Annotated in this window: 30 protein-coding genes, 1 tRNA gene and 1 pseudogene; 26 read left to right on the top strand and 6 right to left on the bottom strand. The window is 60.7% G+C overall.

Annotation, left to right across the window (positions count from 1 at the left end):
• Window positions 1-2: 2 nt before the first annotated feature.
• From HFRIS_RS14675 to HFRIS_RS14640, 8 genes are all read left to right on the top strand, one after another.
• A complete protein-coding gene (locus HFRIS_RS14675; protein ID WP_039875892.1) occupies window positions 3-323 on the top strand; it encodes a hypothetical protein in 321 nt (106 codons plus the stop codon).
• Window positions 324-390: 67 nt separating this feature from the next.
• The gene (locus tag HFRIS_RS14670; protein WP_006464176.1) at window positions 391-1,560 is read left to right on the top strand and encodes a phage tail sheath protein; all 1,170 of its coding nucleotides are present in this window, start codon (window positions 391-393) and stop codon (window positions 1,558-1,560) included.
• A gap of 53 nt (window positions 1,561-1,613) precedes the next feature.
• A complete protein-coding gene (locus HFRIS_RS14665) occupies window positions 1,614-2,123 on the top strand; it encodes a phage major tail tube protein (RefSeq protein WP_006464175.1) in 510 nt (169 codons plus the stop codon).
• A 58-nt stretch (window positions 2,124-2,181) separates the two neighbouring features.
• Window positions 2,182-2,496: a phage tail assembly protein gene (locus HFRIS_RS14660; protein WP_006464174.1), complete on the top strand. Its 315-nt coding sequence runs from the start codon at window positions 2,182-2,184 to the stop codon at window positions 2,494-2,496.
• A gap of 8 nt (window positions 2,497-2,504) precedes the next feature.
• Window positions 2,505-2,618, top strand: coding sequence for a GpE family phage tail protein (locus HFRIS_RS24860; RefSeq protein ID WP_006464173.1), 114 nt, complete (start codon window positions 2,505-2,507; stop codon window positions 2,616-2,618).
• Window positions 2,619-5,243 carry a phage tail tape measure protein gene (locus tag HFRIS_RS14650; RefSeq protein WP_039875889.1) on the top strand — a complete coding sequence of 875 codons (2,625 nt, stop codon included), beginning with the start codon at window positions 2,619-2,621 and terminating at the stop codon, window positions 5,241-5,243.
• A 10-nt stretch (window positions 5,244-5,253) separates the two neighbouring features.
• Window positions 5,254-5,805, top strand: a complete 552-nt coding sequence (locus HFRIS_RS14645; protein ID WP_006464171.1) for a phage tail protein — start codon at window positions 5,254-5,256, stop codon at window positions 5,803-5,805.
• Window positions 5,802-6,926 carry a contractile injection system protein, VgrG/Pvc8 family gene (locus HFRIS_RS14640; protein ID WP_006464170.1) on the top strand — a complete coding sequence of 375 codons (1,125 nt, stop codon included), beginning with the start codon at window positions 5,802-5,804 and terminating at the stop codon, window positions 6,924-6,926. The genes HFRIS_RS14645 and HFRIS_RS14640 overlap by 4 nt, the downstream gene beginning before the upstream one ends.
• A 104-nt stretch (window positions 6,927-7,030) precedes the next feature.
• Here HFRIS_RS14640 and HFRIS_RS14635 read toward each other — a convergent pair whose 3' ends face one another.
• Together HFRIS_RS14635 and HFRIS_RS14630 are read right to left on the bottom strand one after the other, a co-directional pair.
• Window positions 7,031-7,693, bottom strand: coding sequence for a hypothetical protein (locus tag HFRIS_RS14635; RefSeq protein WP_006464169.1), 663 nt, complete (start codon window positions 7,691-7,693; stop codon window positions 7,031-7,033).
• Between the two features lie 120 nt (window positions 7,694-7,813).
• Window positions 7,814-8,251, bottom strand: a complete 438-nt coding sequence (locus tag HFRIS_RS14630; protein WP_006464168.1) for a helix-turn-helix domain-containing protein — start codon at window positions 8,249-8,251, stop codon at window positions 7,814-7,816.
• A 154-nt stretch (window positions 8,252-8,405) separates the two neighbouring features.
• Here HFRIS_RS14630 and HFRIS_RS25455 point away from each other — a divergent pair, with 154 nt between their 5' ends.
• The 10 genes and pseudogenes from HFRIS_RS25455 to HFRIS_RS25845 form a co-directional block, all read left to right on the top strand.
• Entirely contained in the window at window positions 8,406-8,552 is a 147-nt protein-coding gene (locus HFRIS_RS25455) for a hypothetical protein (RefSeq protein WP_161625979.1), read from the top strand.
• 13 nt (window positions 8,553-8,565) lie between these two features.
• Window positions 8,566-8,808, top strand: a complete 243-nt coding sequence (locus HFRIS_RS14625; RefSeq protein ID WP_006464167.1) for a hypothetical protein — start codon at window positions 8,566-8,568, stop codon at window positions 8,806-8,808.
• Window positions 8,801-8,998 carry a hypothetical protein gene (locus tag HFRIS_RS14620; RefSeq protein ID WP_006464166.1) on the top strand — a complete coding sequence of 66 codons (198 nt, stop codon included), beginning with the start codon at window positions 8,801-8,803 and terminating at the stop codon, window positions 8,996-8,998. Before HFRIS_RS14625 ends, HFRIS_RS14620 begins: the two co-directional genes overlap by 8 nt.
• Window positions 8,989-9,249 carry an Ogr/Delta-like zinc finger protein gene (locus HFRIS_RS14610; RefSeq protein WP_081626862.1) on the top strand — a complete coding sequence of 87 codons (261 nt, stop codon included), beginning with the start codon at window positions 8,989-8,991 and terminating at the stop codon, window positions 9,247-9,249. The genes HFRIS_RS14620 and HFRIS_RS14610 overlap by 10 nt, the downstream gene beginning before the upstream one ends.
• 79 nt (window positions 9,250-9,328) lie before the next feature.
• Window positions 9,329-9,556, top strand: a complete 228-nt coding sequence (locus HFRIS_RS14605) for a hypothetical protein (protein WP_006464164.1) — start codon at window positions 9,329-9,331, stop codon at window positions 9,554-9,556.
• Window positions 9,557-9,644: 88 nt separating this feature from the next.
• Window positions 9,645-9,998: a hypothetical protein gene (locus tag HFRIS_RS14600; protein ID WP_006464163.1), complete on the top strand. Its 354-nt coding sequence runs from the start codon at window positions 9,645-9,647 to the stop codon at window positions 9,996-9,998.
• A complete protein-coding gene (locus tag HFRIS_RS14595) occupies window positions 9,988-12,039 on the top strand; it encodes a replication endonuclease (RefSeq protein ID WP_039875885.1) in 2,052 nt (683 codons plus the stop codon). The genes HFRIS_RS14600 and HFRIS_RS14595 overlap by 11 nt, the downstream gene beginning before the upstream one ends.
• Window positions 12,036-12,182, top strand: a complete 147-nt coding sequence (locus HFRIS_RS25580) for a hypothetical protein (protein WP_166758155.1) — start codon at window positions 12,036-12,038, stop codon at window positions 12,180-12,182. Before HFRIS_RS14595 ends, HFRIS_RS25580 begins: the two co-directional genes overlap by 4 nt.
• A complete protein-coding gene (locus tag HFRIS_RS14590; RefSeq protein ID WP_006464161.1) occupies window positions 12,179-12,538 on the top strand; it encodes a hypothetical protein in 360 nt (119 codons plus the stop codon). The genes HFRIS_RS25580 and HFRIS_RS14590 overlap by 4 nt, the downstream gene beginning before the upstream one ends.
• 89 nt (window positions 12,539-12,627) lie before the next feature.
• Window positions 12,628-13,473: pseudogene (locus HFRIS_RS25845) on the top strand (recombinase family protein); the annotation flags it as partial.
• 60 nt (window positions 13,474-13,533) lie between these two features.
• Here the strand turns inward: HFRIS_RS25845 and HFRIS_RS25840 are convergent.
• Together HFRIS_RS25840 and HFRIS_RS14575 are read right to left on the bottom strand one after the other, a co-directional pair.
• Window positions 13,534-13,956, bottom strand: a complete 423-nt coding sequence (locus tag HFRIS_RS25840) for a hypothetical protein (RefSeq protein ID WP_039875882.1) — start codon at window positions 13,954-13,956, stop codon at window positions 13,534-13,536.
• 244 nt (window positions 13,957-14,200) lie between these two features.
• Window positions 14,201-14,277 (bottom strand) — tRNA-Met (locus HFRIS_RS14575).
• Window positions 14,278-14,477: 200 nt separating this feature from the next.
• Here HFRIS_RS14575 and HFRIS_RS14570 point away from each other — a divergent pair.
• From HFRIS_RS14570 to HFRIS_RS14555, 4 genes are all read left to right on the top strand, one after another.
• Window positions 14,478-15,044, top strand: a complete 567-nt coding sequence (locus HFRIS_RS14570) for an NUDIX hydrolase (protein WP_006464159.1) — start codon at window positions 14,478-14,480, stop codon at window positions 15,042-15,044.
• Window positions 15,045-15,061: 17 nt separating this feature from the next.
• Entirely contained in the window at window positions 15,062-15,805 is a 744-nt protein-coding gene (gene aat, locus HFRIS_RS14565) for a leucyl/phenylalanyl-tRNA--protein transferase (protein WP_006464158.1), read from the top strand.
• A 117-nt stretch (window positions 15,806-15,922) separates the two neighbouring features.
• A complete protein-coding gene (locus tag HFRIS_RS14560; RefSeq protein ID WP_006464157.1) occupies window positions 15,923-16,651 on the top strand; it encodes an arginyltransferase in 729 nt (242 codons plus the stop codon).
• Window positions 16,652-16,788: 137 nt separating this feature from the next.
• Complete coding sequence (locus HFRIS_RS14555; RefSeq protein WP_006464156.1) at window positions 16,789-17,853, top strand: quinone-dependent dihydroorotate dehydrogenase; 1,065 nt, start codon at window positions 16,789-16,791, stop codon at window positions 17,851-17,853.
• 404 nt (window positions 17,854-18,257) lie between these two features.
• Here HFRIS_RS14555 and HFRIS_RS25575 read toward each other — a convergent pair whose 3' ends face one another.
• On the bottom strand, window positions 18,258-18,401 hold the full coding sequence (locus HFRIS_RS25575; RefSeq protein WP_006464155.1) for a hypothetical protein: 144 nt from the start codon (window positions 18,399-18,401) through the stop codon (window positions 18,258-18,260).
• A 214-nt stretch (window positions 18,402-18,615) separates the two neighbouring features.
• On the opposite strand from HFRIS_RS25575, the gene HFRIS_RS14550 reads away from it, so the two are divergent.
• The 4 genes from HFRIS_RS14550 (at window position 18,616) to HFRIS_RS25945 (ending at window position 20,487) form a co-directional block, all read left to right on the top strand.
• Window positions 18,616-19,215: a gamma-glutamylcyclotransferase gene (locus HFRIS_RS14550; RefSeq protein ID WP_006464154.1), complete on the top strand. Its 600-nt coding sequence runs from the start codon at window positions 18,616-18,618 to the stop codon at window positions 19,213-19,215.
• 39 nt (window positions 19,216-19,254) lie between these two features.
• Window positions 19,255-19,674, top strand: coding sequence for a hypothetical protein (locus HFRIS_RS14545; protein WP_006464153.1), 420 nt, complete (start codon window positions 19,255-19,257; stop codon window positions 19,672-19,674).
• A gap of 235 nt (window positions 19,675-19,909) precedes the next feature.
• On the top strand, window positions 19,910-20,044 hold the full coding sequence (locus HFRIS_RS25950; RefSeq protein WP_275450449.1) for a hypothetical protein: 135 nt from the start codon (window positions 19,910-19,912) through the stop codon (window positions 20,042-20,044).
• 311 nt (window positions 20,045-20,355) lie between these two features.
• Entirely contained in the window at window positions 20,356-20,487 is a 132-nt protein-coding gene (locus HFRIS_RS25945; protein WP_006464152.1) for a hypothetical protein, read from the top strand.
• Between the two features lie 131 nt (window positions 20,488-20,618).
• Here HFRIS_RS25945 and HFRIS_RS14540 read toward each other — a convergent pair whose 3' ends face one another.
• The gene (locus HFRIS_RS14540) at window positions 20,619-21,467 is read right to left on the bottom strand and encodes an alpha/beta hydrolase (RefSeq protein ID WP_006464151.1); all 849 of its coding nucleotides are present in this window, start codon (window positions 21,465-21,467) and stop codon (window positions 20,619-20,621) included.
• Between the last annotated feature and the right edge of the window lie 142 nt (window positions 21,468-21,609).

The raw sequence follows: 21,609 nt of genomic DNA, 5'->3' as shown, positions 1-21,609 counted from the left end.
GCATGCTCGGAAAACTCATTGTCTGGTTTGGTGGCGCCCGCTGGCGCCTGAGCCTTTCGCACTGTCTGGAAGGCCTATTGATCCAGCTACCGGTCGCACTGCTCTGCGGCGCCCCAGCCGGCGTGCTCGCGGTGGTGGTGTGGTACTGGTCGCGCAAAAAGCTGGAGGTCGAGGAATTGCACGGCCATGCCACCGATCCAGCAGCCTCCTGGGGCTACGGCTGGTTTCCCTGGACCTGGGACAAGTGGCAGGTGCTGGATGTGGTGCTGCCGTCCCTATCGTCGGCTGCGCTCGCAATGCTGAGTTTGCGCCTTTCTCCATGAGCGGCACCTTGCCGTACTGAATCTGAAATCCGGCGAAAGCCGCACTGAAACTAAAGGAGTATGAGCAATGGCAACTGATTATCACCACGGCGTACGGGTTGTCGAGGTCAACGAGGGTAGCCGGCCGATCCGCACCATCTCGACCGCCGTCATCGGCTTGATCGCCACGGCAGACGACGCGGACCCGACCGCCTTCCCGCTGAATGTCCCCGTCCTACTGACCAACGTCATCGCAGCCCAAGGCAAGGCCGGCAAATCCGGTACGCTGCTGCGCACCTTGAAGGCCATCGGCAAGCAGGCCAAGCCGCTGACCATCGTCGTGCGCGTGGAAGAGTCCGACGATCCGGCAGAACTGAGCAACAACGTGATTGGCGGCGTCAGCGATGGCAAATACACCGGCGCCCAGGCATTGCTGGCTGCACAGAGCAAGTTCGGCTTCAAGCCGCGCATCCTGGGCGCGCCCGGGCTGGACAGCCAGGCGGTGACCAATGAGCTGGTGAGCATCGCTCAGACCCTGCGCGCTTTCGTGTATGCCTATGCACGCGGCGCCACCGCTGTGGAGGCGACGAACTACCGTGGCCAGTTTGGCCAGCGCGAATTGATGCTGATCTGGCCGGAATTCCTCGACTGGGATTCGGAGCAAAAGGCAGATGCCAGTATCTCCGCAGTCTGCTATGCGCTGGGCATGCGCGCCAAGCTGGACGAGACCATCGGATGGCACAAGACTATTTCCAATATGGTCATCAATGGCCCGACCGGCATCAGCAAGGATGTTTCATGGGACCTGCAGGACCCGGCGACCGATGCCGGCATCCTGAACGCGAAAGAGGTCACCACGCTGATCAACATGAGCGGCTACCGCTTTTGGGGTTCCCGTACCTGCGAAGCACAGGGCGGCTATTTCCCATTCGAGAGCTACACCCGGACCGCGCAGGTCTTGCGTGACACCATCGCTGAGGCGATGTTCGAATTCGTCGACAAGCCGCTCAATCCGTCCCTGGTCCGCGACATCCTGGCCAGCATCAATAACAAGTTCCGACAGCTGCGCGCCAGCGGCTACATCATCGACGGTGAAGCCTGGTTCGATGAAGAGTTCAACGATGTGGATTCGCTGAAGTCGGGCAAGCTGACCATCGACTACAACTACACGCCGGTGCCACCGCTGGAAAACCTGCTGCTGCAACAGCGCATCACCGACCAGTATCTGGCCGATTTCAGCGCGCGCGTTTCCGCATAAGCAATGGCGGCCTGACCGGCCGCCTTTCGCATCTATTGAAAGGAGTATGAAAAATGGGGATGCCCAGCAAACTGAAGGATTTCAACCTGTTCGAAGACGGGTTCAATTATTCCGGCCAGGCCACGGAAGTGACCTTGCCGAAGCTGTCTCGCAAGATGGAGGAATATCGGGCGGGCGGGATGTCCGGCCCGGTATCGGTTGACTTCGGCCAGGAAGCAATGCAGCTCGAATGGACGGCCGGCGGCCTGGTGAAAGAGTCGCTGAAGAAGTATGCGGCCGCCACCCATGGCGCGGTGCAGCTGCGCTTTGCGGGTGCCTATCAGAGCGACGATGACGCCCGCGTCCAGGCGGTGGAAGTCGTTGTGCGCGGTCGCTACAAAGAAGTCGATATGGGCACTGCCAAGGTGGCCGACGACACGACCCAGAAATTCACCATGCCGCTGAGTGCCTACAAACTCACCATCGACGGTGAAGTGATCTTCGACTTCGATTTCATGAACGGCATCGAAATCGTGGCCGGTGAAGATCGCCGCGCCGCAATCAACAAGGCCATCGGGCTGTAAGTGCTGGGCGGCACTGCGCCGCCTGGCTTGTACTTTCTTCATTCTCACAAGGAACACCATGACTACCACCCCCATCAAAATTGAAACCGCCGTCATCGAACTGGACGAACCGCTCATGCGCGGTAATACCCAAATCACCGAACTGACCTTGCGCCGTCCCAAGTCCGGGGCGTTGCGAGGCGTCAGCCTGATGGATCTGATGAATATGAACGTGAGCGCACTGCAGGTGGTGCTGCCGCGTATCAGCGAACCGCCCCTGACGCAATTCGACGTTGCCGCAATGGACCCGGCCGACCTGATCAAGTGCGGCATGGAAATCTCCGTTTTTTTGGCACCGAAGGCGGATCGCGCCTTGGTCTCCCAATCGAAGTAGAAGACGCCATGGCGGACATCGCGACGGTGTTCCATTGGCCGCCGGCCGCGATGGATGACTTGGAACTAGCAGACTTGATGAAGTGGCGCGAGCGCGCCCGAGTGCGCAGCGGGGCGGAATAGATGGCAAATGAACTGAAAATGCAGGTCGTGTTCTCCATGATGGAGAAAATCACCGCCCCGCTGAAAATGATCACCGGCGGCGCCCGCGATACCGGAAAGGCGCTCAAGGACACCAGCGACCGCCTGCGTGAGCTGAACAAGCAACAAAAAGACCTCGACGGCCTGCGCGAGCTGCACCAGGGCATGCGCAAGACGAATGCCGAACTGTCCACCGCGCAGCAGCGTGTCGCCGAGCTGTCGGCCAGGATGAAGGGCACCGAGAACCCGACCCGTGCCATGACACGCGAATTCAATGCGGCCGTGCGCAGTGTCAAGTCCCTGCAAGAGGCCAGCGAGCGGCAAGGTACGCAGTATCGTGCTCTGCGCGAGCGCCTGGCCGATGCGGGCATCGGTTCGCGCCAGCTGGCCACCGCGCAGACCTGGCTCAAGAACAGTATCGCCGCCACCAATGCCGAGCTGGCCGACCAACAGAAGAAGCTGGCCGCCAGCCAGCGCCAGCAGCAGGCCATGGCCAGTGCCCGGCAGCGGGCGGACAAGTTGCGCAGCACCGCAGGCGGCCTGGCGGCGGCCGGCGTTGGTGCCACGGCCACCGGAGCCGCCCTGGGCGCGCCGGCCCTGGCTGGCCTGAAGGAAGCGAAACACTATGAGACCGAAAACGGCCGCGTACGTGCGCTAGGCCTGGGGCCGGCCGCCACGGCCGAGGCGATCAAGTTCGCCCGCGACATGAAAACCTACGGCACCAGCCAGCTCGACAATCTGCAATTGCTGCGCGATGGCATCACGGCCTTTGGTGACACGCACCATGCTGAAATGGTCGCGCCCATGATGGCCAAGATGAAATTCGGCAATCACGCCTTCTACGGGGAGGCCGAGGGCGCCGAGAACGAGCGAAAGTTCATGGACATGCTGAAGGTCATCGAAATGCGCAACGGCACCAAGGACATCGGCACCTTCTCCAAACAGGCCAACATGGTGCAGCAGGTATTGACCGCCACCGGTGGCCGGGTCGGTCCAGGCGAGTGGCTGAACCTGATTAAGACGGGCGGTATCGCGGCCAAGGGCCTCAAGGACGAATCCTTTTATTACCAGATGGAATCCCTCGTGCAGGAAATGGGCGGTAACCGGGTCGGCACCTCGATGATGAGTGCCTATCAGAACCTCTATCAGGGCCGGACCACCAAACGTTCTATCGGCATGCTGGCTGACCTGGGCCTGATCGGCGATCAATCGAAGGTCAAGCATGACAAGGCTGGCCAGGTCTCGTTCCTGAATCCAGGGGCCATCAAAGGCGCGGACCTGTTCCGCGAGAACCAATTCGAATGGATGGAGAAAGTGCTGTTGCCGCAGCTGGCCAGCAAGGGCATCACCGACGAGAAAGGCATCCTTGATGCCATCGGCGGCATCTTCTCGAACCGCACGGCCGCACAGCTCTTTTCCACCATGTACCAGCAGCGCGCGCAGATCCACAAGAACGAGAAGCTGAACCGGGGCGCCGCCAACATCGACGAGCTCGACAAGCTCGGGCGAGACACCGCCAGCGGCCAGGAACTGGAGACCCTGGCCAAGGTCGCGGACCTAAAGCTGGAGCTGGGCACCAAGATTCTGCCGCTCTACGCTTCAGGCCTGCAGATGGCCGCCAATGCCGTCCAGGCGCTGACTGGTTTCATGGAGCGCAACCCGGCCACCGCCAAGGCCATGATCGTGGGCTTCTCTGCCATCGCCGCCATCATGGTGGTGATGGGGCCGCTGATGCTGGCCCTGGCCTCGATCATCGGTCCCTATGCCATGTTGCACGTCCTGTTTGCCAAGATCGGACTGCAGGGCGGTTTGCTCATGCCCATCCTGCGCGGCGTTGGAACAGTCTTCATGTGGCTGGGGCGAATCTTCCTGATGAACCCCATTGGCTTGGTGGTGACCGCCATCGCCGCCGCTGCCTATCTGCTGTACCGGAATTGGGAACCCATTGCCGGCTTCTTCGGCAACCTGTGGCAGCAGGTACGCGGCGCCTTTGCGGGCGGCTTGGCCGGCGTGGGCGCGCTGATTTTGAATTGGTCTCCGGTGGGACTGTTCTACCAGGCGTTTGCTGGCGTGCTGAGCTGGTTCGGCATTGAGCTGCCGGCCAAATTTACCGAGTTCGGCGCCATGATCCTGCGCGGCCTGGTCAACGGCATCACCAGCGGCATTGGTTCCGTGAAGGATGCGGTGCTGGGTGCCGGTGCCAGTGTCATTGGCTGGTTCAAGGAAAAGCTCGACATCCATAGCCCGAGCCGAGTCTTTGCCGAGCTGGGCGACTACACCATGCAAGGCCTGGCCGTTGGCCTGAATCGTGGCCAGGACGGGCCGCTGTCCACTGTAAGCAGCCTGGCCGGCAAGCTGGCCAGTGCCGGCGCGGCTGTGGCCATCGGGACAGGCAGCATGCCCGCGATGGCCTTTGATAGCCGTCCGCCGGTCAGTCAGGCCAGCATGCAGCCTGTCGTCCACCAGGGTGACACGGTGCAGATCATCATCCAGCCGGCCCCTGGCATGGATGAACAGGCCATCGCACGCGCGGTGGCCGCCGAACTGGACCGCCGTGACCGCATGAAGGCATCGCGCCAGCGCTCGAACCTCGCAGATTGGGACTAAGGAAGAAATCATGATGATGGTCTTGGGAATGTTCGTCTTCAGCCTGCCCACGCTGGCCTATCAGGAGCTGCAGCGGCAAACACAATGGAAGTTCGCCAGCAATGCACGGGTGGGCCGGCGCGATGCGGTGCAGTTCACCGGCAAGGGCGATGACACCATTACCTTGTCGGGCTGGATTGCACCGGAGCTGACCGGTAGCGCGTTCTCGCTGGATGCCCTGCGCCTGATGGCTGATACGGGCAAAAGCTGGTTTTTGATCCAGGGAACCGGGCGCATCTATGGTTCCTATGTCATCGAGAGCATGGACGAGGGGCGCACGGTGCTAGATGGCGACGGCGATGCCAAGCGCATCGAATTTACCATCAAGCTGAAGCGCACCGACGATAGTGTTCTGTCGTCGCTGGGCCTGGGGGATATCTCGGATCTGCGCAACATGGTCGACATTGACGGCATCACGAACAGCGTCGCGGACAAAGCGCGGGATGTGGTCGGCAGCGCCATCGAAGGCATCAAGACGACTGCCAGCGGCATTGCCGGCACGTTCGGTGGGATCGGCCAATGACCACCACCGCGCCAGCTTTCCGCATCGTCATCGAAGACAAGGATATCAGCCGCCCGGTCTCGGAAAGGCTCATGAGCATCACGCTGCGCGAATGCCGGGGTGACGAGGCTGACCAGTTGGACATTGAGCTGGATGATACTGACGGTAAGTTGAAGATCCCGCCCAAGGGCGCGAAGCTGACTTTTGCCCTCGGCTGGCAGGGTTCGCCCCTGGTGGACAAAGGGGCGTTCGTGGTTTCCGAGGTGGAGCATAGTGGTGCGCCGGACCGCCTCACCATCCGCGCCAGGTCGGCTAGCATGATTGACGCGTTTCGCCAGCAGCGGGACCGCAGCTTCCATGAAACTACGCTTGGCGCCGTGGTCGATGCCATCGCCGCCGGCAATGGTCTGGCGTCAGGTATCTCTGCGGGCCTGCGTGGCATCACCATCAAGCACCTAGACCAGACGCATGAGAGCGATTCCGCGCTGCTGCGCCGCCTGGGTAAGAGATATGACGCTGTGGCCACGGTCAAGAATGACACGCTGCTATTCATGCCGATCAACGAGAGCCGCACCGCCAGCGGCAAGCCTCTGCCGGTGGTCAAGGTGGTGCGTGCGCTGGGCGACCAGCACCGATATCACAGCTCTGAATCCGATGCCTATAGCGGCGTTCGCGCATTCTGGATGGACGATAAATACGGGCGCCGCCGCAGTGTCGTCGCTGGCCAGGCCGGAAACAGCAAGCGCTTGCGCACCACCTTTGCGAATGAAGCCGATGCGCGCACGGCGGCTGCAGCGGAGTGGCAACGCATCGAACGCGGCCTGGCCACATTCGAGATGCAACTTGCGCTCGGCGACGCCAGCATCATGCCGCAGTCGCCCGTAGTGGTTTCGGGATTCAAGGCGGATATCGATGCCACGGAATGGCTATCGAAGACCGTGACGCATTCCATCAGCGGCAACGGTTTTACCACGCGCATTGAGTTCGAAACGAAATCCGAGGAAGCAGATACTGAGCGTGAGCTAGATCACGATCCGGAGGAAGGCGTCACCGGTGTGAAAGCGGATTGGCACGATAAGGCAAAGAAAAAAACAACAAGGGCACCGAGCTGGCAGGCAAGGCCGATAACGCCAAAGCGCTGAAACGGACCTATGCCACGAAGCAAAGTGCCAATCGTGCCGCAGCTCTGGAATGGGCCAAAATCAAAGAGGTCCGCGAGATCATCGCGGAGAACAACGCCGATTGACTATCGCGGCTTCGACCAGGAAGATTTACCGGTCGTCGCATCGTAGATGCATTCCTTGATCAGATCGCCGTCCACTCTGATGGTGCCGCCGGCCGAGTATGCCTTGCCTTCAGAAAAACACATGTTATCTGCAACCTGTTCTGGTGCTGCAGGTGCGGGCATTTTGTAGAGTAGCCATCCGCACGTAAAAACCAGAGCCAACACTAGCAACCCATTGACGACCACTTGTTTCTGCGCTCGGGCGATCGCTACATCCTTTTCGCTGCAAACCGCACATTCATGGGCCCTGTGCTGTTCGGACGTCGGCGGCAGCAGACGCGCTTGGTCTATGGCGCGATCAGTTTTAGCAGTGCCCGCATCGATCCAACCTTCGAGTGTCTCCTTCACCTTCGTGTAATGCTCGATGGGTAATTCCCGGAAATACTGGATGCCGTAATCTGCGATGAAAATTTTATAAATTTCGATCTCTTTATCACCGCATATTGCTGCCCACTCCTTCACCAGCATATTGATTCTTTTTCTCTGGTACTCAGTAATTCTTTGCACTTCCTTTTTGGCTTCGCCCAAGTTCAGATTTACCACGTTGTTAAACCGCGGCGCCTCATGAACGTTGCCTTCGATAATCTGACCGATATCGCCCTGTGCTTCTATTTTTTCTGACATTCAAAACCTACTGATTAACACCTTCCGCGTAACTTCCTGTCACGCGTCACGGCAAATTGAAATGCGCGCAGCTCCCCAGCGCGCGCGCAAACCGAAATCGGCGCCCTACACCGATATTCTTTACTTCTTCTCTATTTTGTGGCCCATGACTGGGCCTTGGAGCGTCCCGTGAATATCGCCAACAATATGCTGGCCGATGCTGCCACCGACGGTTATGTGTGAGGCGTTTTTGCGACCGGCCTCCGCTGGAGCCGCGCCTTCGATAACACCCAGCACGCGAGCTTTGCCGATAATGTCGAGCTGCCTAAATCCCTGAAGAACCTGCTGTTCATCAGAGCTCAAAGCGTCCGCAGTGGGAATCCCAAATATCACGTATGAAACATCTACCCCGATTTTCGAGACGGCGGCCATAAAGCCGATATCCGGGAGAGTTTTTCCTTGCTCGTAGGAAATTTGCGTTTGTTTTCTGACTCCGCCGAGCGCCGCAAAGGCGTCTTGCGAAAAGCCGAGCCGCAGCCGTTCGCTCTTAAGACGCTCTCCATAGGGCAAAATTTCCATATTAAGTTTGTTGACTGGTACGATTTATTTGACTATGCTTCCGTCATTGCTAAGTGACGTATACAAATTTTACCCTATGTCTACATCTGCCATTTCGTTGCCAATGAGAAACGAAATTGACATTCCAGCTACCAGGGATGTCACATCGGTGGTCATGACCACCCGCCTGGATTCTCGCGAGGCGGAAAAAGTCTCGGCCTATGCGGTTCAAGATCATCGCACTCGCTCGTCCTTTCTCCGCCTCATGGTCCTGAAAGGTATTCAGGCCTACGAAAAAGAACACCAATCCGCAACCGCCTGACCAGGGGGAATCTATGTACGACGATCCGCGCCATATCCGCGATCACCGAATCGTGATCCGCTGCAACGCCGACAACTACGCTTTCATGAAGTCGCTCGCTCAACTGCAGGGTGAAAACTTGGCGACCTTGGCCCACGACATGATGCTGCATATGGCCGTTAAGTTCGTTGTTGCTCGTGATGTGCCCATAGTAATCAATCAAAACATGCAAACCAAGGCGCTCAAGAGCCACTTTTCAGTGCCTCAAAATGCCTGATATCGAACTGACGCTGATAAGCCCTACACTCGTTGAGGCATTGGAAATACTGATGGCGTGCGAGGGATTCGAGACAATCGAAGACGCCGCCGAGTTCGTTTTTTCCGCAGCGGTTCGTGAAGGTGCAAAGCGTGTTACCGGCAAGGCAAGAGTGCTCTATGCCGTCGAGGGGAAGAAGCCATGCGCGTAATCAGCATCCCATGCCCACACTGCCAAAATCGTGTGAGAGCGGCCAAAAGCCGCACCATGTCGTCGATGATGAAAGAAATCACGTACCAATGCCAGAACGTCGAATGCGGCCATACCTTCGTGGCCACGCTTGAGGTCTCGCGCACGGTATCGATGTCGGCCATGCCAAATCCAGAAGTACGCATTCCGATTTCCTCGCGCGCATTTCTGGCTGCCAAGAACCAAATGACGCTAGACCTCGCGACCGTCTAAGCGGCCGCCCCACTCCCGATAAATCAATACCTGCCGTGCGCCAAATGGCGCACGCGGGATTCGCTCACCCTGAAAAAACATGGCCACGATTACCGATCAGCAAAAAGCCATCAACGCACTCACCTTCACCAGGCTTCGACTAGATGAGGATCTGAAGGAATTCCGCTGCGCGCAGCGCATGCTGATGCACAAGGCCGCGCTCATCGACGACGTGCGTTGGAACGTCATTTGGGAAGGCAAGAATGTCATTTCGAACCGGCTCGCTGCGCGCCTGCAGCGCATTGATGGCCTGCTCGGAGAATGGTGATGCGTAGCCTGCTGAGTTACTTCGTTGCCGGCTTGCTGCTGCTGGCGCCGGCACTATTGTCGGCGCTGGACTGGGTGAAAGGCTGAACATGCGCTGCGCCCGTATCAAGGATCATGCGTCCTTCCGTCCCGTCGCGGATCTGCTGCGCGAGCGTGCAGCACTGGTGCCAACGCCACCGGGCGATGAGGCAGCAAAAGCAGAGCTGGAAAAGGCCATGACGCTGCTGCGCACACGCAAGCGGCCAAACCATCAGATCCGAGTCGCCTATTCCTGGGCGGCCACTGCCAAGCCGGTGCGTCGGCACATCCTGGCACTGGCGGGGCTCTCGCCGGACCGCTGGGAATCTCCCATTCACTCCTTTACCGAAGCCGAACGCCTGGCGATGCGCCATGCCGTGCTGCGTGCAATCTCGACCTACGAAAGAGCTCTCAATGCAGTATAGAAAAGTCGATGCGAAGACGCGACGCCAGCACAAGGCTTTTCTCGATTCGCCCCAGTTTGCCAGCGAGTTGGAACGCATCCCACTGAAATGGCGTGGCCGTGTTGTTAGTCAGGCGCTTGAGCTCATGTCGGTATGGCACTGGCGTCGGATCTTCGAGCCAGTCGCCTTCGATTTCGTGCGGGACTTCGCCGCGCACTACGTGCCAGCCGGAATTGATCTTTCGCAGGACGACGCTGAAATCTGCGCCACTGCCGAGAAGGCCGCGGAAAACGTCAAGAAGATGCTTTGGAAGGCAATTTCCGACACGCACGCCCGCGACATCATTGAGCAGGAATGCAGCGATTACGGCATTGACGTGCCCGAAGTGGACGACGATGACCTGCGCGCCATCATCGCGCGGGTAGTGGACCCACGCTGGTGGCGCCGTCAACTGCGCAAAGTGGTTGGCCGTGCCTTTGAGGGCGGCAATATCCGTTTGGGCTATGTTCACTACCACGGCGAGCCCTATGCCAGCAATGATGCGGTGCTGTCACGTCTGGCGCAGAACAAGCGCAATGCGGCAGCCCTAGAAGCGACTATGGTGCGCAACGAGGCTGGCCAGGAATTCAGCATTGCAGAGCTGGCCGAGAAAACCACCGCCAATAAAACCATTCGGCGCGGCGAGCTCATGCTGCGCATCAACGGCTTTGAAACCATTGCGCGCGAGTGCAAGGACGAAGGCCTGTTCCTCACATGGTCTTGCCCGTCCCGCTTTCATGCAACGCTACATAGCGGCAAGCCCAATCCAAAATATGACGGCTCCGATCCGCGCACAGCTAATAAGTACCTGGGCAAGATGACGGCCCTGGCGCGCTCGGCGCTGGCAAGGCGCGGCATCGGCTTATACGGCTTCCGCATTGCTGAACCGCATCACGATGGATGCCCGCACTGGCACATGCTGGTGTTCGTGCGCGCTCTGCCGGGTTACACCACCCCACACGTCAAGGACGTGGCCGGCCGTGCTATCCGCGTGATGAAACGCTACGCCTGGCGCACGGACCGTGGCGAGCCAGGCGCATTCAAGCGCCGTCTTGATGTGAAACGCATTGACTGGTCAAAGGGCAGCGCCGCCGGCTACATCGCCAAGTATGTGGCCAAGAACATTGATGGCGTGGCCGACCACAAAACCAAAGAAGGCTATGTGGTGACCACTGACACGGCCGGTGATTATGAGCTGACGCCGTCGGCGCGCGTAGAAGCCTGGGCCGCACGCTGGGGCATTCGGCAGTTCCAGCAGTGGGGCGGCGCACCTGTGAGCGTCTGGCGCGAGCTGCGCCGCGTTCCGGCAGACATGGTGCAAGAGGCACCGCCAGCGATGGCCGCCGCCTGGGATGCCGTACAAAAGGTCGAGGGTGAGAAGCGTGCATGCTGGGCCAGCTATTTGCGTGCCCAAGGCGGTGCCATCGTGAAGCGTGACGATCTGATGGTCACGCTGGCCAAGGAAACCAAGACTGTGACCGGCCGCTATGAAGAGTGCGAACGTGTCATGCCCTATGGCGTGCAATGCCGCCAGATGGTGGGTGTGGTTTTTAAATCTGTTCGTCACACATGGACGCCAGTTCAAGGGCACGATGCCCGCACATCGGCGGGTTCGGGGTTCCCTTGGACTCGTGTAAATAACTGTACGCAGCCCGCTGGATCTGACTTTGCGGCCGATGTGTCCTTCGAGGCGAAGGCGAAGCCGGCATCTGTCATGTTCCAGCCCGACCAGGCCGCGCAGATCGATCATGCCTGGCTCGCCCTGGGCGCATGCCCCTGGCCCCGGCCGGTGGTGGACGACATGCCGACATGGCCAGCGCCAGCCATGACGGCCGACGAACAGCGCCGGGCCCTGGCCGCCTGGGATGCCATCAAGGCGTGTCCCTGGCCGCGCGTGGTGCCTGTGCCGGACAAGTCACCGCGCCACGGCACGCCGCGCCAGGTCGCCGACTGGCGCGCCGGCCGGCTCGATGTGACCGAACTTCCGATTGATCCCAACCCAACGAAAGGGAACGCCCTATGACCGCGTTTCGTGTCGTCGTGCGCACTGAGAGCGCACGCCATTCCTACACCGCCATCGCAGTCCATAGCTGCGACGTGATCGCCGCTGCCGTCGATCGCTTTGGCGTGTGTTCTGTAACGGCCACCAAGGAGAAGAAGCAATGAATGCAGCTGTGAAATTTGATGTGATCACCACCACCAGCAGCAAGCCGCGTGACTTCGTGATGCAGCCCCCGCAGTCTCTGGACCGCATCACTTTCAACACGGCCGACGATGGCGTGCTGGCCGGCTATGTGTCCGTAATTCGTCAGCACCTGGGCAATGGCGAGCGATTCGCCTGGGTAGAGCTAGATAACGAACCGGCCGGCTTGTTCCGCGGCGTGCCGTTGGCAGACATCCTCACTTGCGATGATGCCGGAGACCTGCGCCGCAACACCCCTGACCGCGAAGCTAGGCGTCTGTGCCTGAGCGACTACAGCGCGAACATTATCGACAGGGGGAGAATGGATGCTCGCAATTAAAAATCCAACCGCCTGGGGCCAGCTTCTGCGAATGCTGGCCGAGCAGGTGGCAAACGAAGTTCTGCAGCAGGCGCCGGAATTATCCGGCGATGATGAAACCGAAAAAGCACTCTACATTCAGCACCATGAAAGCAGCGATCTACGCACGCTATAGCACCGACAAGCAGCGCGAGGCCTCCATCGAGGATCAATTCACTATTTGCACACGGTGCGCCGAGCGTGAAGAGCTTGAAGTGTCCCAGCGGTACAGTGACGACGGGGTATCCGGCTCCACGCCGGTAGCCCGGCGTGCTGGCGGCGCGCGGCTGCTCATGGATGCGTTCAACGGTCGTTTCGACGTGCTGATCGTTGAAGGCCTGGACCGGCTGTCGCGCGACCAGGTAGAGCAAGAGCAACTGGTGCGCCGCCTGGAGCACCGCGGCATCGTCATCATCGGCGTCGCCGACAGCTACGACAGCCGCATGGGTGGCCGCAAGATCATGCGGGGCGTGCGCGGGCTGATCAATGAGATGTTCCTCGATGACCTGCGCCACAAGACGCACCGCGGCCAGGCTGGCCAGGTCGAACGTGGCTATGCCGCTGGCGGTAAGTCCTATGGCTATGACATCGTGCGCGACCACCTCGGCAGCAAGTACCAGATCAACGATGTGCAGGCCGGCTGGGTACGCTGGATCTTCGGACGCTATGCCGAAGGCTGGAGCGTGCAGCGCATCGCCCATGAGCTCAACGCCCGCAAAGTCCCCTCCCCGCGCGCCAGCACCTGGGTGGTGTCAGCCATCTATGGATCTCCGAACAAGGGTAGCGGCATTCTCAACAACTGTCTGTATCAGGGCCTGTATATCTGGAACCGCTCGCAGTGGGTAAAAGATCCAGACACCGGCAAGCGGCAGCGCGTGGACCGGCCGCGCGAGGATTGGCGAGAAATCCAGGTCCCTGAGCTGCGCATCGTCGATGAAGATCTGTGGCAGACCGTGCGCAAGCGGATCGATGGGCGGCTACCTGGCCGCAAACAGGGAGCGCCGGTACGAACCTTGTTTGGCGGCCTGATGGCCTGCCCGTATTGTGGCGGGGCTATCGTGGCTATCAATTCCCGGCTGTACGGCTGCGCCAACAGGAAGGATCGCGGGCCAACGGTCTGCAAGGGTATCCACTTCAAGCGGGAGACCGCAGACAAGAACCTGCTGGAGACCTTGCGCGATGAGCTGCTGTCGCCTGCCGCGCAGGAACAAATGCGGCGCCAGGTGCAGGCCATCATCGCCGAGCGTCAGCGCAGCAGTGCGGCCGACGGCGCAGCGGCGGCAGGCCGGCGCAAGGAGCTGGACGGGGAAATTCAGCGGCTGGTCGATGCGATCGCCAGTATCGGTGCCTCTCAGGCGCTGGCGGATCGGCTGCGAGCGGCCGAGGTCGAGCGTGGCCAACTGGCGGCGAGCAAGCCAAGGGCCGGCGGTGACGGGCCGTCTGCAGGAGAAATCGGGAAAAGGATCAAGAAGACTATGGCCAACCTAGAAAGCGCCCTGGCCGCTGACGTGCAGCAGGCGCGCATTTTGGTGGCCGAGCTCTATGGGAAAATCGATGTCGTCGCCGAAGGCGAGAATATCTACGCTGAATACAACAATGCCGCTGAGAAACTATTACTAGCTTCTAGCGGCATGTCTCTAAAACTGGTTGCGGGGGCAGGATTTGAACCTACGACCTTCGGGTTATGAGCCCGACGAGCTGCCAGACTGCTCCACCCCGCGTCTGAAGAAAACAATTATAGGGCAGATAAAATCGGAATGCAAACATTTTCTGCAATCTTTTTACAGTGATACACTCCTAACCGCATTGGCACTCCTCCATCGGCAGTTCCAGCAGGCCACGAAGGGCGCTGCCGATGCTACGGGATGCCGCTGCCGGCGCTATACATACCTATATATACAGACACCAGAACCGAGCCTCTATGAAATTCTGTTCCGAATGCGGTCAGACAGTATCCCAGCAGATTCCTCCCGATGACACGCGCCTGCGCTATGTCTGCGGCAATTGCGGGGCGATCCATTATCAGAATCCCAAGATGGTCGTCGGCTCGATCCCGGTCTGGGAACAGGACGGTGAAGTCAAGGTGCTGCTGTGCAAGCGCGCCATCGAGCCACGCCTGGGTTACTGGACGCTGCCGGCGGGTTTCATGGAAAACGATGAAACCACCGAAGACGCCGCCCGCCGCGAGACCGAAGAGGAAGCCGGCGCCCGCATCCAGCTGCATGAACTGTTCTCGCTGGTGAACGTGCCACATGTGCACCAAGTGCACTTGTTCTATCGCGCCACCCTGCTGGACCTGGATTACCAGGCCGGTATCGAGAGCCTGGAAGTCGATCTCTATACAGAAGAGCAGATTCCCTGGCAGGACATCGCCTTCCCGACGGTGGAGTTCACCCTGCGCGCCTTCTTTGCCGATCTCAAGAGGCTGCGCAGCGGTGAAGGCAGCTTCACGCTGCACACCGAAGACATCCGCCGCCGCATGATCTGATCCGCAGGAGCAAGCGGATGATCGCCTGGCTGGATCCCGATACCCCCTTCCCCGATGTCTCGCGCGCCCTGGCCGATCCGCCGGGCCTGCTGGCAGCGGGCGCCGACCTGTCGCCGCAACGCCTGCTGGAGGCGTATCGCCACGGCATCTTCCCCTGGTTCTCGGAAGGCCAGCCCATCCTCTGGTGGAGTACCGATCCACGCATGGTCTTATATACAGATCGCTTCGTCGTCTCCGACAGCCTGAAGAAGACCCTGCGCCGCATCGAACGCAGCCGTCACGGTGACGGGCTGTGGCAGGTCAGCTTCGACACGGCCTTCGAACAAGTGATGCAGGGTTGTGCAGGACCGCGACGACATGAGCAGGGAACCTGGATTTCCCCTGAGATCATGCAGGGCTATACCGGCCTGCACCGCGCCGGCTACGCCCACTCCTCCGAGGTCTGGCTCAATGGCGAACTGGTCGGCGGGGCCTATGGCGTATCGATTGGCCGCATGTTCTATGGCGAATCGATGTTCGCCCGGGTCAGCGATGCCTCCAAGGTGGCGCTGGCGCATCTGGTGTTCTTCCTGCGCAGCCACGGCGTGGACATGATCGACTGCCAACAGGAAACGTCACATCTGGCCTCCCTCGGCGCACGTCCGATCGCCCGCAGCGACTTCCTGCGCCACCTTCGGGCCGCCATCCAGTGGCCGCAGATTCGCGGCTGGGCGCCGTTGGACCTGCTGGACACCGGCATCCCCGCGACGCGACGCGATTGAGGCGGTCGCGGCTGTTCACTGTAGCCGGCAAAATGGTGTAAATTGGAACCTGACTCCAGGGACCGGCCGGTTGTCGCCACTGCGCCGCCGCTTCCCGCAAGACAGGACAGGACGCACATGACGCATCTCAAAGACTTGCCGTTCTCCACGTTGCAGTTCTATGCAACCGCGCCTTATCCATGCAGTTATCTCGATGACCAGCAGGCCCGCTCGCAAGTGGCCACCCCCTCCCACCTGATCAATGCGGATGTCTATTCCGAACTGGTGAAGACGGGTTTCCGCCGCAGCGGCATCTTTACCTACCGCCCCTACTGCGACGGCTGCACGGCCTGCACGCCGGTGCGCATCCGGGTCGCCGATTTCCAGCGCAACCGCAGCCAGCGTCGCGCCTGGGAGCGCAATCGCGGCCTGCAGACCCTGGTCACCAACCTGACCTACGCCCACGAGCATTACGAACTCTACCTGCGCTACCAGTGCGCCCGTCACGCCGGCGGCGGCATGGACCAGGACAGTCGCGACCAGTACGCGCAATTCCTGCTGCAGAGCAAAGTCAACACCCGCCTGGTCGAATTCCGTGAAGCCGATGGTACCTTGCGCATGATCAGCATCATCGATGTGCTCAGTGACGGGCTGTCATCGGTGTACACCTTCTTCGATCCGGACATGCCCTCCGCCTCCTTTGGTACCTATAACATCCTGTGGCAGATCGAACAGGCACGCCAGCTGGACATGCCCTACGTCTACCTGGGTTACTGGATCAAGGAAAGCCCGAAGATGGCCTACAAGACCAACTACCAGCCGCTCGAAGCGCTGCAGGATGGTCAATGGCAGCCACTGGAAGGCTGATCTCCATGTGGCGCAAAGCCCGCAAATCCGCGCTTAGGGCGGCAAAATCGGGCTGGAAAAGCGCCTGATTCGAGGAATTGATGGGCCGGCGCGTTAGAATAGCGGCACTTTTTCATCGCCATCCGCCCTCTTCCATCGTGTCCGACAAATTCCTCTACGCGCTCGCGCGTCCGCTGCTCTTTTCCCTGGAACCCGAAACCGCGCACCACCTGGTGCTGCCGGCGCTGCGCTGCGCCGCGCATTACAGCCTGACCGACTTCATCATCCGCCGTCCGGCGGCCGATCCGCGCACCGTGATGGGCATCCAGTTCCCCAATCCGGTGGGCATGGCGGCCGGGCTGGACAAGGACGGCGCCTACATCGACGGCCTGGCGGCACTGGGCTTCGGCTTCATCGAAGTGGGCACGGTCACGCCGCGCGCGCAGCCGGGCAATCCGCTGCCGCGCATGTTCCGCCTGCCGGCCGCCAATGCCGTGATCAACCGCATGGGTTTCAACAATGGCGGTGTGGATGCCTTCGTGGCCAATGTGCAATCCTCGCGCTTCTTCCAGGAGCGCCAGGGCGTGCTGGGCCTGAACATCGGCAAGAATGCCGACACCCCCATCGAGCGTGCGGCCGAAGATTACGTGCACTGCCTGGAAAAGGTCTATCCCTATGCCAGCTACGTGACCGTCAACATCTCGTCGCCCAATACCAAGAACCTGCGCCAGTTGCAGGGCGCCTCGGAACTGGATTCCCTGCTGTCGCAGCTGAAATCGGCCCAGCGTCGCCTGGCCGATCGCCACGGCCGCTACGTGCCGGTGGCGCTCAAGATCGCGCCGGACATGGACATGGAACAGGTCAAGAATGTCGCCGACGCGTTGCTGCGCCACCAGATCGATGGCGTCATCGCCACCAACACCACCATCACCCGCGACGCCGTGCAGGGCATGCCGCATGGCGAAGAGGCCGGTGGCCTGTCGGGCAAGCCGGTGCTGGAACTGTCGAACCAGGTGATCCGCGGCCTCAAGGCCGAAGTGGGCGATGCCCTGCCCATCATCGGGGTGGGTGGCATTTTCAGTGGCGCCGATGCGCGCGCCAAGATCGAGGCCGGCGCGTCGCTGGTCCAGCTCTACACCGGCCTGATCTACCAGGGACCGGCGCTGGTGCGCGAATGCGTCGAGGCGCTGCGCATACCCAAGGTCGCAGCGGCTCACCACTGACCTGCAGAACCGTACCGATTGTAGAAATGAAAACGGCAGGCCCTGTGCCTAATGCCGTTCAGTTAAGCTTGTTACCAGCCCGAAAACCTGCTCAGACTTTGCTTGCGCCACCGCTGACCGTTCGTCCTGAGTAGCGGCGTAGCCGCGTATCGAAGGCGCGCCACAAGCTGAGCAGCGCCCCTTCGACAGGCTCAGGACAGACTTCGATACGGCCCTAAAGGGCCTACTCAGTCCGAACGGTTTCAAATGGTTTGAAGAGAACCAAGCAAAATCGCCGCGCCAAAGTCATCTGGCGCGGCGATTTTTTCTTAACTGAACGGTATTAAGGCCCGGTGCCTGCTGTTTTCATTGGTGCGCGCCGAGCGGGCGTGGCCAGCCCCGCGTCTTGCTGCACTCTTGCACTCTTACTGCTTGGAAGACTCCTTCTTCAAATTGAAGATCCGGCGCGCATTGGCATCGGATTCGGACTTCTTTTCGAAATCGGTCTTTTCGCAACCGGCCAGCACTACACCGACGACCAGCGTCAGCAGCATGACGACGACACGCATGATATTCCCCTGAAGATTCAGATGCGCCCTGGCAGCCAGCCCGTGCGGGGCCCGGGCCAGGGTCAACGCGGCGCGAGCCCCCGCCCGCTGCCGACAGGCGCCATTTTATGCGCAAATGCCGACAGCGCGACCAGTCGGCACGGAAAGATTTCGCCCGCATTCGCCTCTATAATGGCAGGCTTCCGCCGCTTGGCGCGGCGCTGCAGCCAGTCCCATGTCCGTCAATACCATCGCCCTCAACCGTCAGATGAGCCATTTCGATGACCACGCCAGTGTCTGGCTGTTCGGTTATGGCTCCATCATCTTCAAGGCCGACTTTCCCTATCTGGAACGTCGGCCGGCCCACATCAGGGGCTGGGCGCGCCGCTTCTGGCAAGGCTCGCACGATCACCGCGGCACGCCCGAGGCACCGGGACGCGTGGTCACGCTCATCGCGCAGGAGGGCGCTGTCTGCGCCGGCATGGCCTACCTGATCACGCCGGAGGTCTTCGCCCACCTGGATCACCGCGAAAAGAACGGCTACCTGCGGCTGGCCACGCCGATGTTCTTCGACGACGGGCAGCAGACCGAAGGGCTGATCTACATTGCCGCCGAAGACAACCAGGCCTTCGCCGGCCCGGCCAGCGAATCCGACATCGCACGCCAGATCGCCCATGCAGTCGGACCGAGCGGCCGCAACAGCGAATACCTGCTCAAGCTGGCCCAGGCGCTGCGCGAGCTGGAGGTCGATGACGACCATGTCTTCGCCATCGAACGCCATCTGCTGCAACTGGACCCACAGGCCGCCATGCTATCGTCTGCCCGGCACGCCTGAAGTCCACGCCATTCACGACACACAATAAGGATGAGGAACATGATCAAAGCCCTTGCAGCAAGCCTGACCGTCGCCCTGGCCCTGGCGGCCTGCGCAACCCCGGTGCAACGTACCGCCACCGGCGACATCCCGGCCTCGCGCGTCTATATCAAGAGCATGACCGAACAGGCTGCCGGCCTGTCGCAGATCGAATTCACCCGCGTGGCCGGCATGCTCAACAACGAAATGCTGGAGCTGTCGATCAACGACGTGGTCCTGGCGCAGATCACCGGGGGCGAACATCTGTCGATCTGGCTCAAGCCGGGCAGCTACGACTTCAGCATCAAGCGGGTCCATACCCTGACCACGGCCGGCCCCAATCCGCAGGACCGCCTGACGGTCCAGGTGGCCCAAGGCGGCGCCTACAAGGTACAGATCACGACCGAATTGCGCGGTCTGAATATCCAGCTGGTGAAGTAACAAGCCGACAAAGCGGCGCGAGGCCAGCGGCTGCGCCTGCCCCTTTCATCAAAGCCCCTGTCGTACGGAAGACACACCGTGCGCCAGGGGCTTTTTCCACGAGAGGCCATCAAATTTGTTAAGCCGTTGATTTATAAGGATAAATACCAACAGACACCCCTCAGGTTGCGCAAAAACACCAAGTTATTCACAAAAGAGATAACTGGTATTGGGATTCAAAAGTGGAAGCGTCGCGGTGAAGCAAATATATTGCAATGCAACAGATCAATTTTTCCTCACGGAGCTCACCATGAACATCGTCGCCGACATCCTCCCGTACACCCTGCTCATCGGCGCCATGGTCGCGCGCTACCTGATTTCGGTCAAGTAAGCAGCCCTCCTGGCCGGGTTGTCGCCAGCCCATTGCGGTACTGGCAGACACGAAAGCAGCAGTCCTGAAAAGCGGTGATTGTCGCGTTGCAACGCTGACAAGCCGCTTTTTCTTTTTGCCCCTCCTCAGTGCATCCAGGTCCATTTTTGGGCATGGTTTTGCACCATTATCATCATTGCTGATATCTTCGCGCCGTCGACAAATGGCTTCCCCGGGACGTTCCGGCAGCCGACGCGGCAGCGCCGCCTCACTTGCAAAGTGCTCGCAGCCCATTACACTCGCAAGCTTTGCCAACGGAACGAAAGTGAAGCATGAAGCGTCTCGCCTCCCTCCTAGCCGCCTCCTCCCTGCTGCTGGCCGTGCAAGGCTGCGCCTGCGCGCCGGGCTTCGTCGGGTTCGATAGCCGCTGTCAGTTCAGCAACGTTCCCAGCGGTCAGCCCTGAACGCAAAAAAGCGTCGCACCCTTGCCTCATCGGGCTGGCTGCGACGCTTTACAGACGTAATTCCAGGTTAATTTTCCCACCCTCGGGCAGCCTGCCGATGCTCGTTTCAGGCAGCGCGCCCCCGGCACTCTTCAGTCGGCGGCTGGCAACTGCGCCAGCCAGGCACGCAAATCGTGCATGACCTGCTCACGCAGCCCGACTTCCTCGTTGAAAATCTCATGATAGGCGGCGCCATACCAGTGCAGGGTCTTCTGCGGCCCCGGCAAGGCATCGAAGAAGGCACGACTGCCACGTGGAGCGACGAAGGCGTCGTCTCCGGCCACCTGCAACAGCACCGGCCGGGTGAACTGGGCCGCGTCGCGGGCCACCTGGTGCATCGCATCGAGCATGAAATTGAGCATGCGCGGGGCGATCTTGCCGTGGTTGAGCGGGTCCCGGCGGTAGGCCAGGACCTGGTGCGGATCGTGCGAAATGCGGCTGGCCGGCAAGGCCGTGGGCAGCGCCAGGCCAGGGGCGACGGCCGAAGAGACCTTCAGCAGCAGCCTTTGCCAGCCGCTCAGGTCCAGAGCCAGCGCCGGGGACGACAGCGCCAGCGCGCGCACCGGGCTATAGCCACCGGTGGCGAAGCGCGCTGCCACCAGGCCGCCCATGCTGTGACCGAACAGCAGCGGCGTGCACTGGGTGCGGCGGCTGAAATCATCGAAACTTTGCTTGAGATCGCGCAGCAGGTCGTCCGCCTGGATCAGGCTGCCCTGGCGGCCGCCGGAATTCCCGTGACCACGATGGTCGCAGATACGCACCGACATGCCCGCCTCGTTGAACAACTGCGCCAGCGCCGCATAGCGCCCGCCATGTTCGCCCAGCCCATGCACCATCTGCACGGCCGCCGTGGCGCCCGGTACCAGCCAGTCGCGGCAGAACAGCCGGGTGCCGTCGGCGGCATCGATCCAGTGTTCCTGCACGGGGACGAGTGCGCTCATGATTGCCCGGAACCCGGGTTTTCGCGCTCGGCATAGCGGCGCCGTGCGCGCCAGCCCTGGCGCAGGCGGCGGCTCTGGCGCAACGCCAGCTGCAGCGAGGCCGCCCAGGACAGCGGGCGCGGGTGCACCACGGCGCGCAGGG

The sequence above is a fragment of the Herbaspirillum frisingense GSF30 genome (genome assembly GCF_000300975.2).
Classification (GTDB): domain Bacteria; phylum Pseudomonadota; class Gammaproteobacteria; order Burkholderiales; family Burkholderiaceae_D; genus Herbaspirillum; species Herbaspirillum frisingense.
This window is presented reverse-complemented; position numbering and strand designations above follow the sequence as displayed.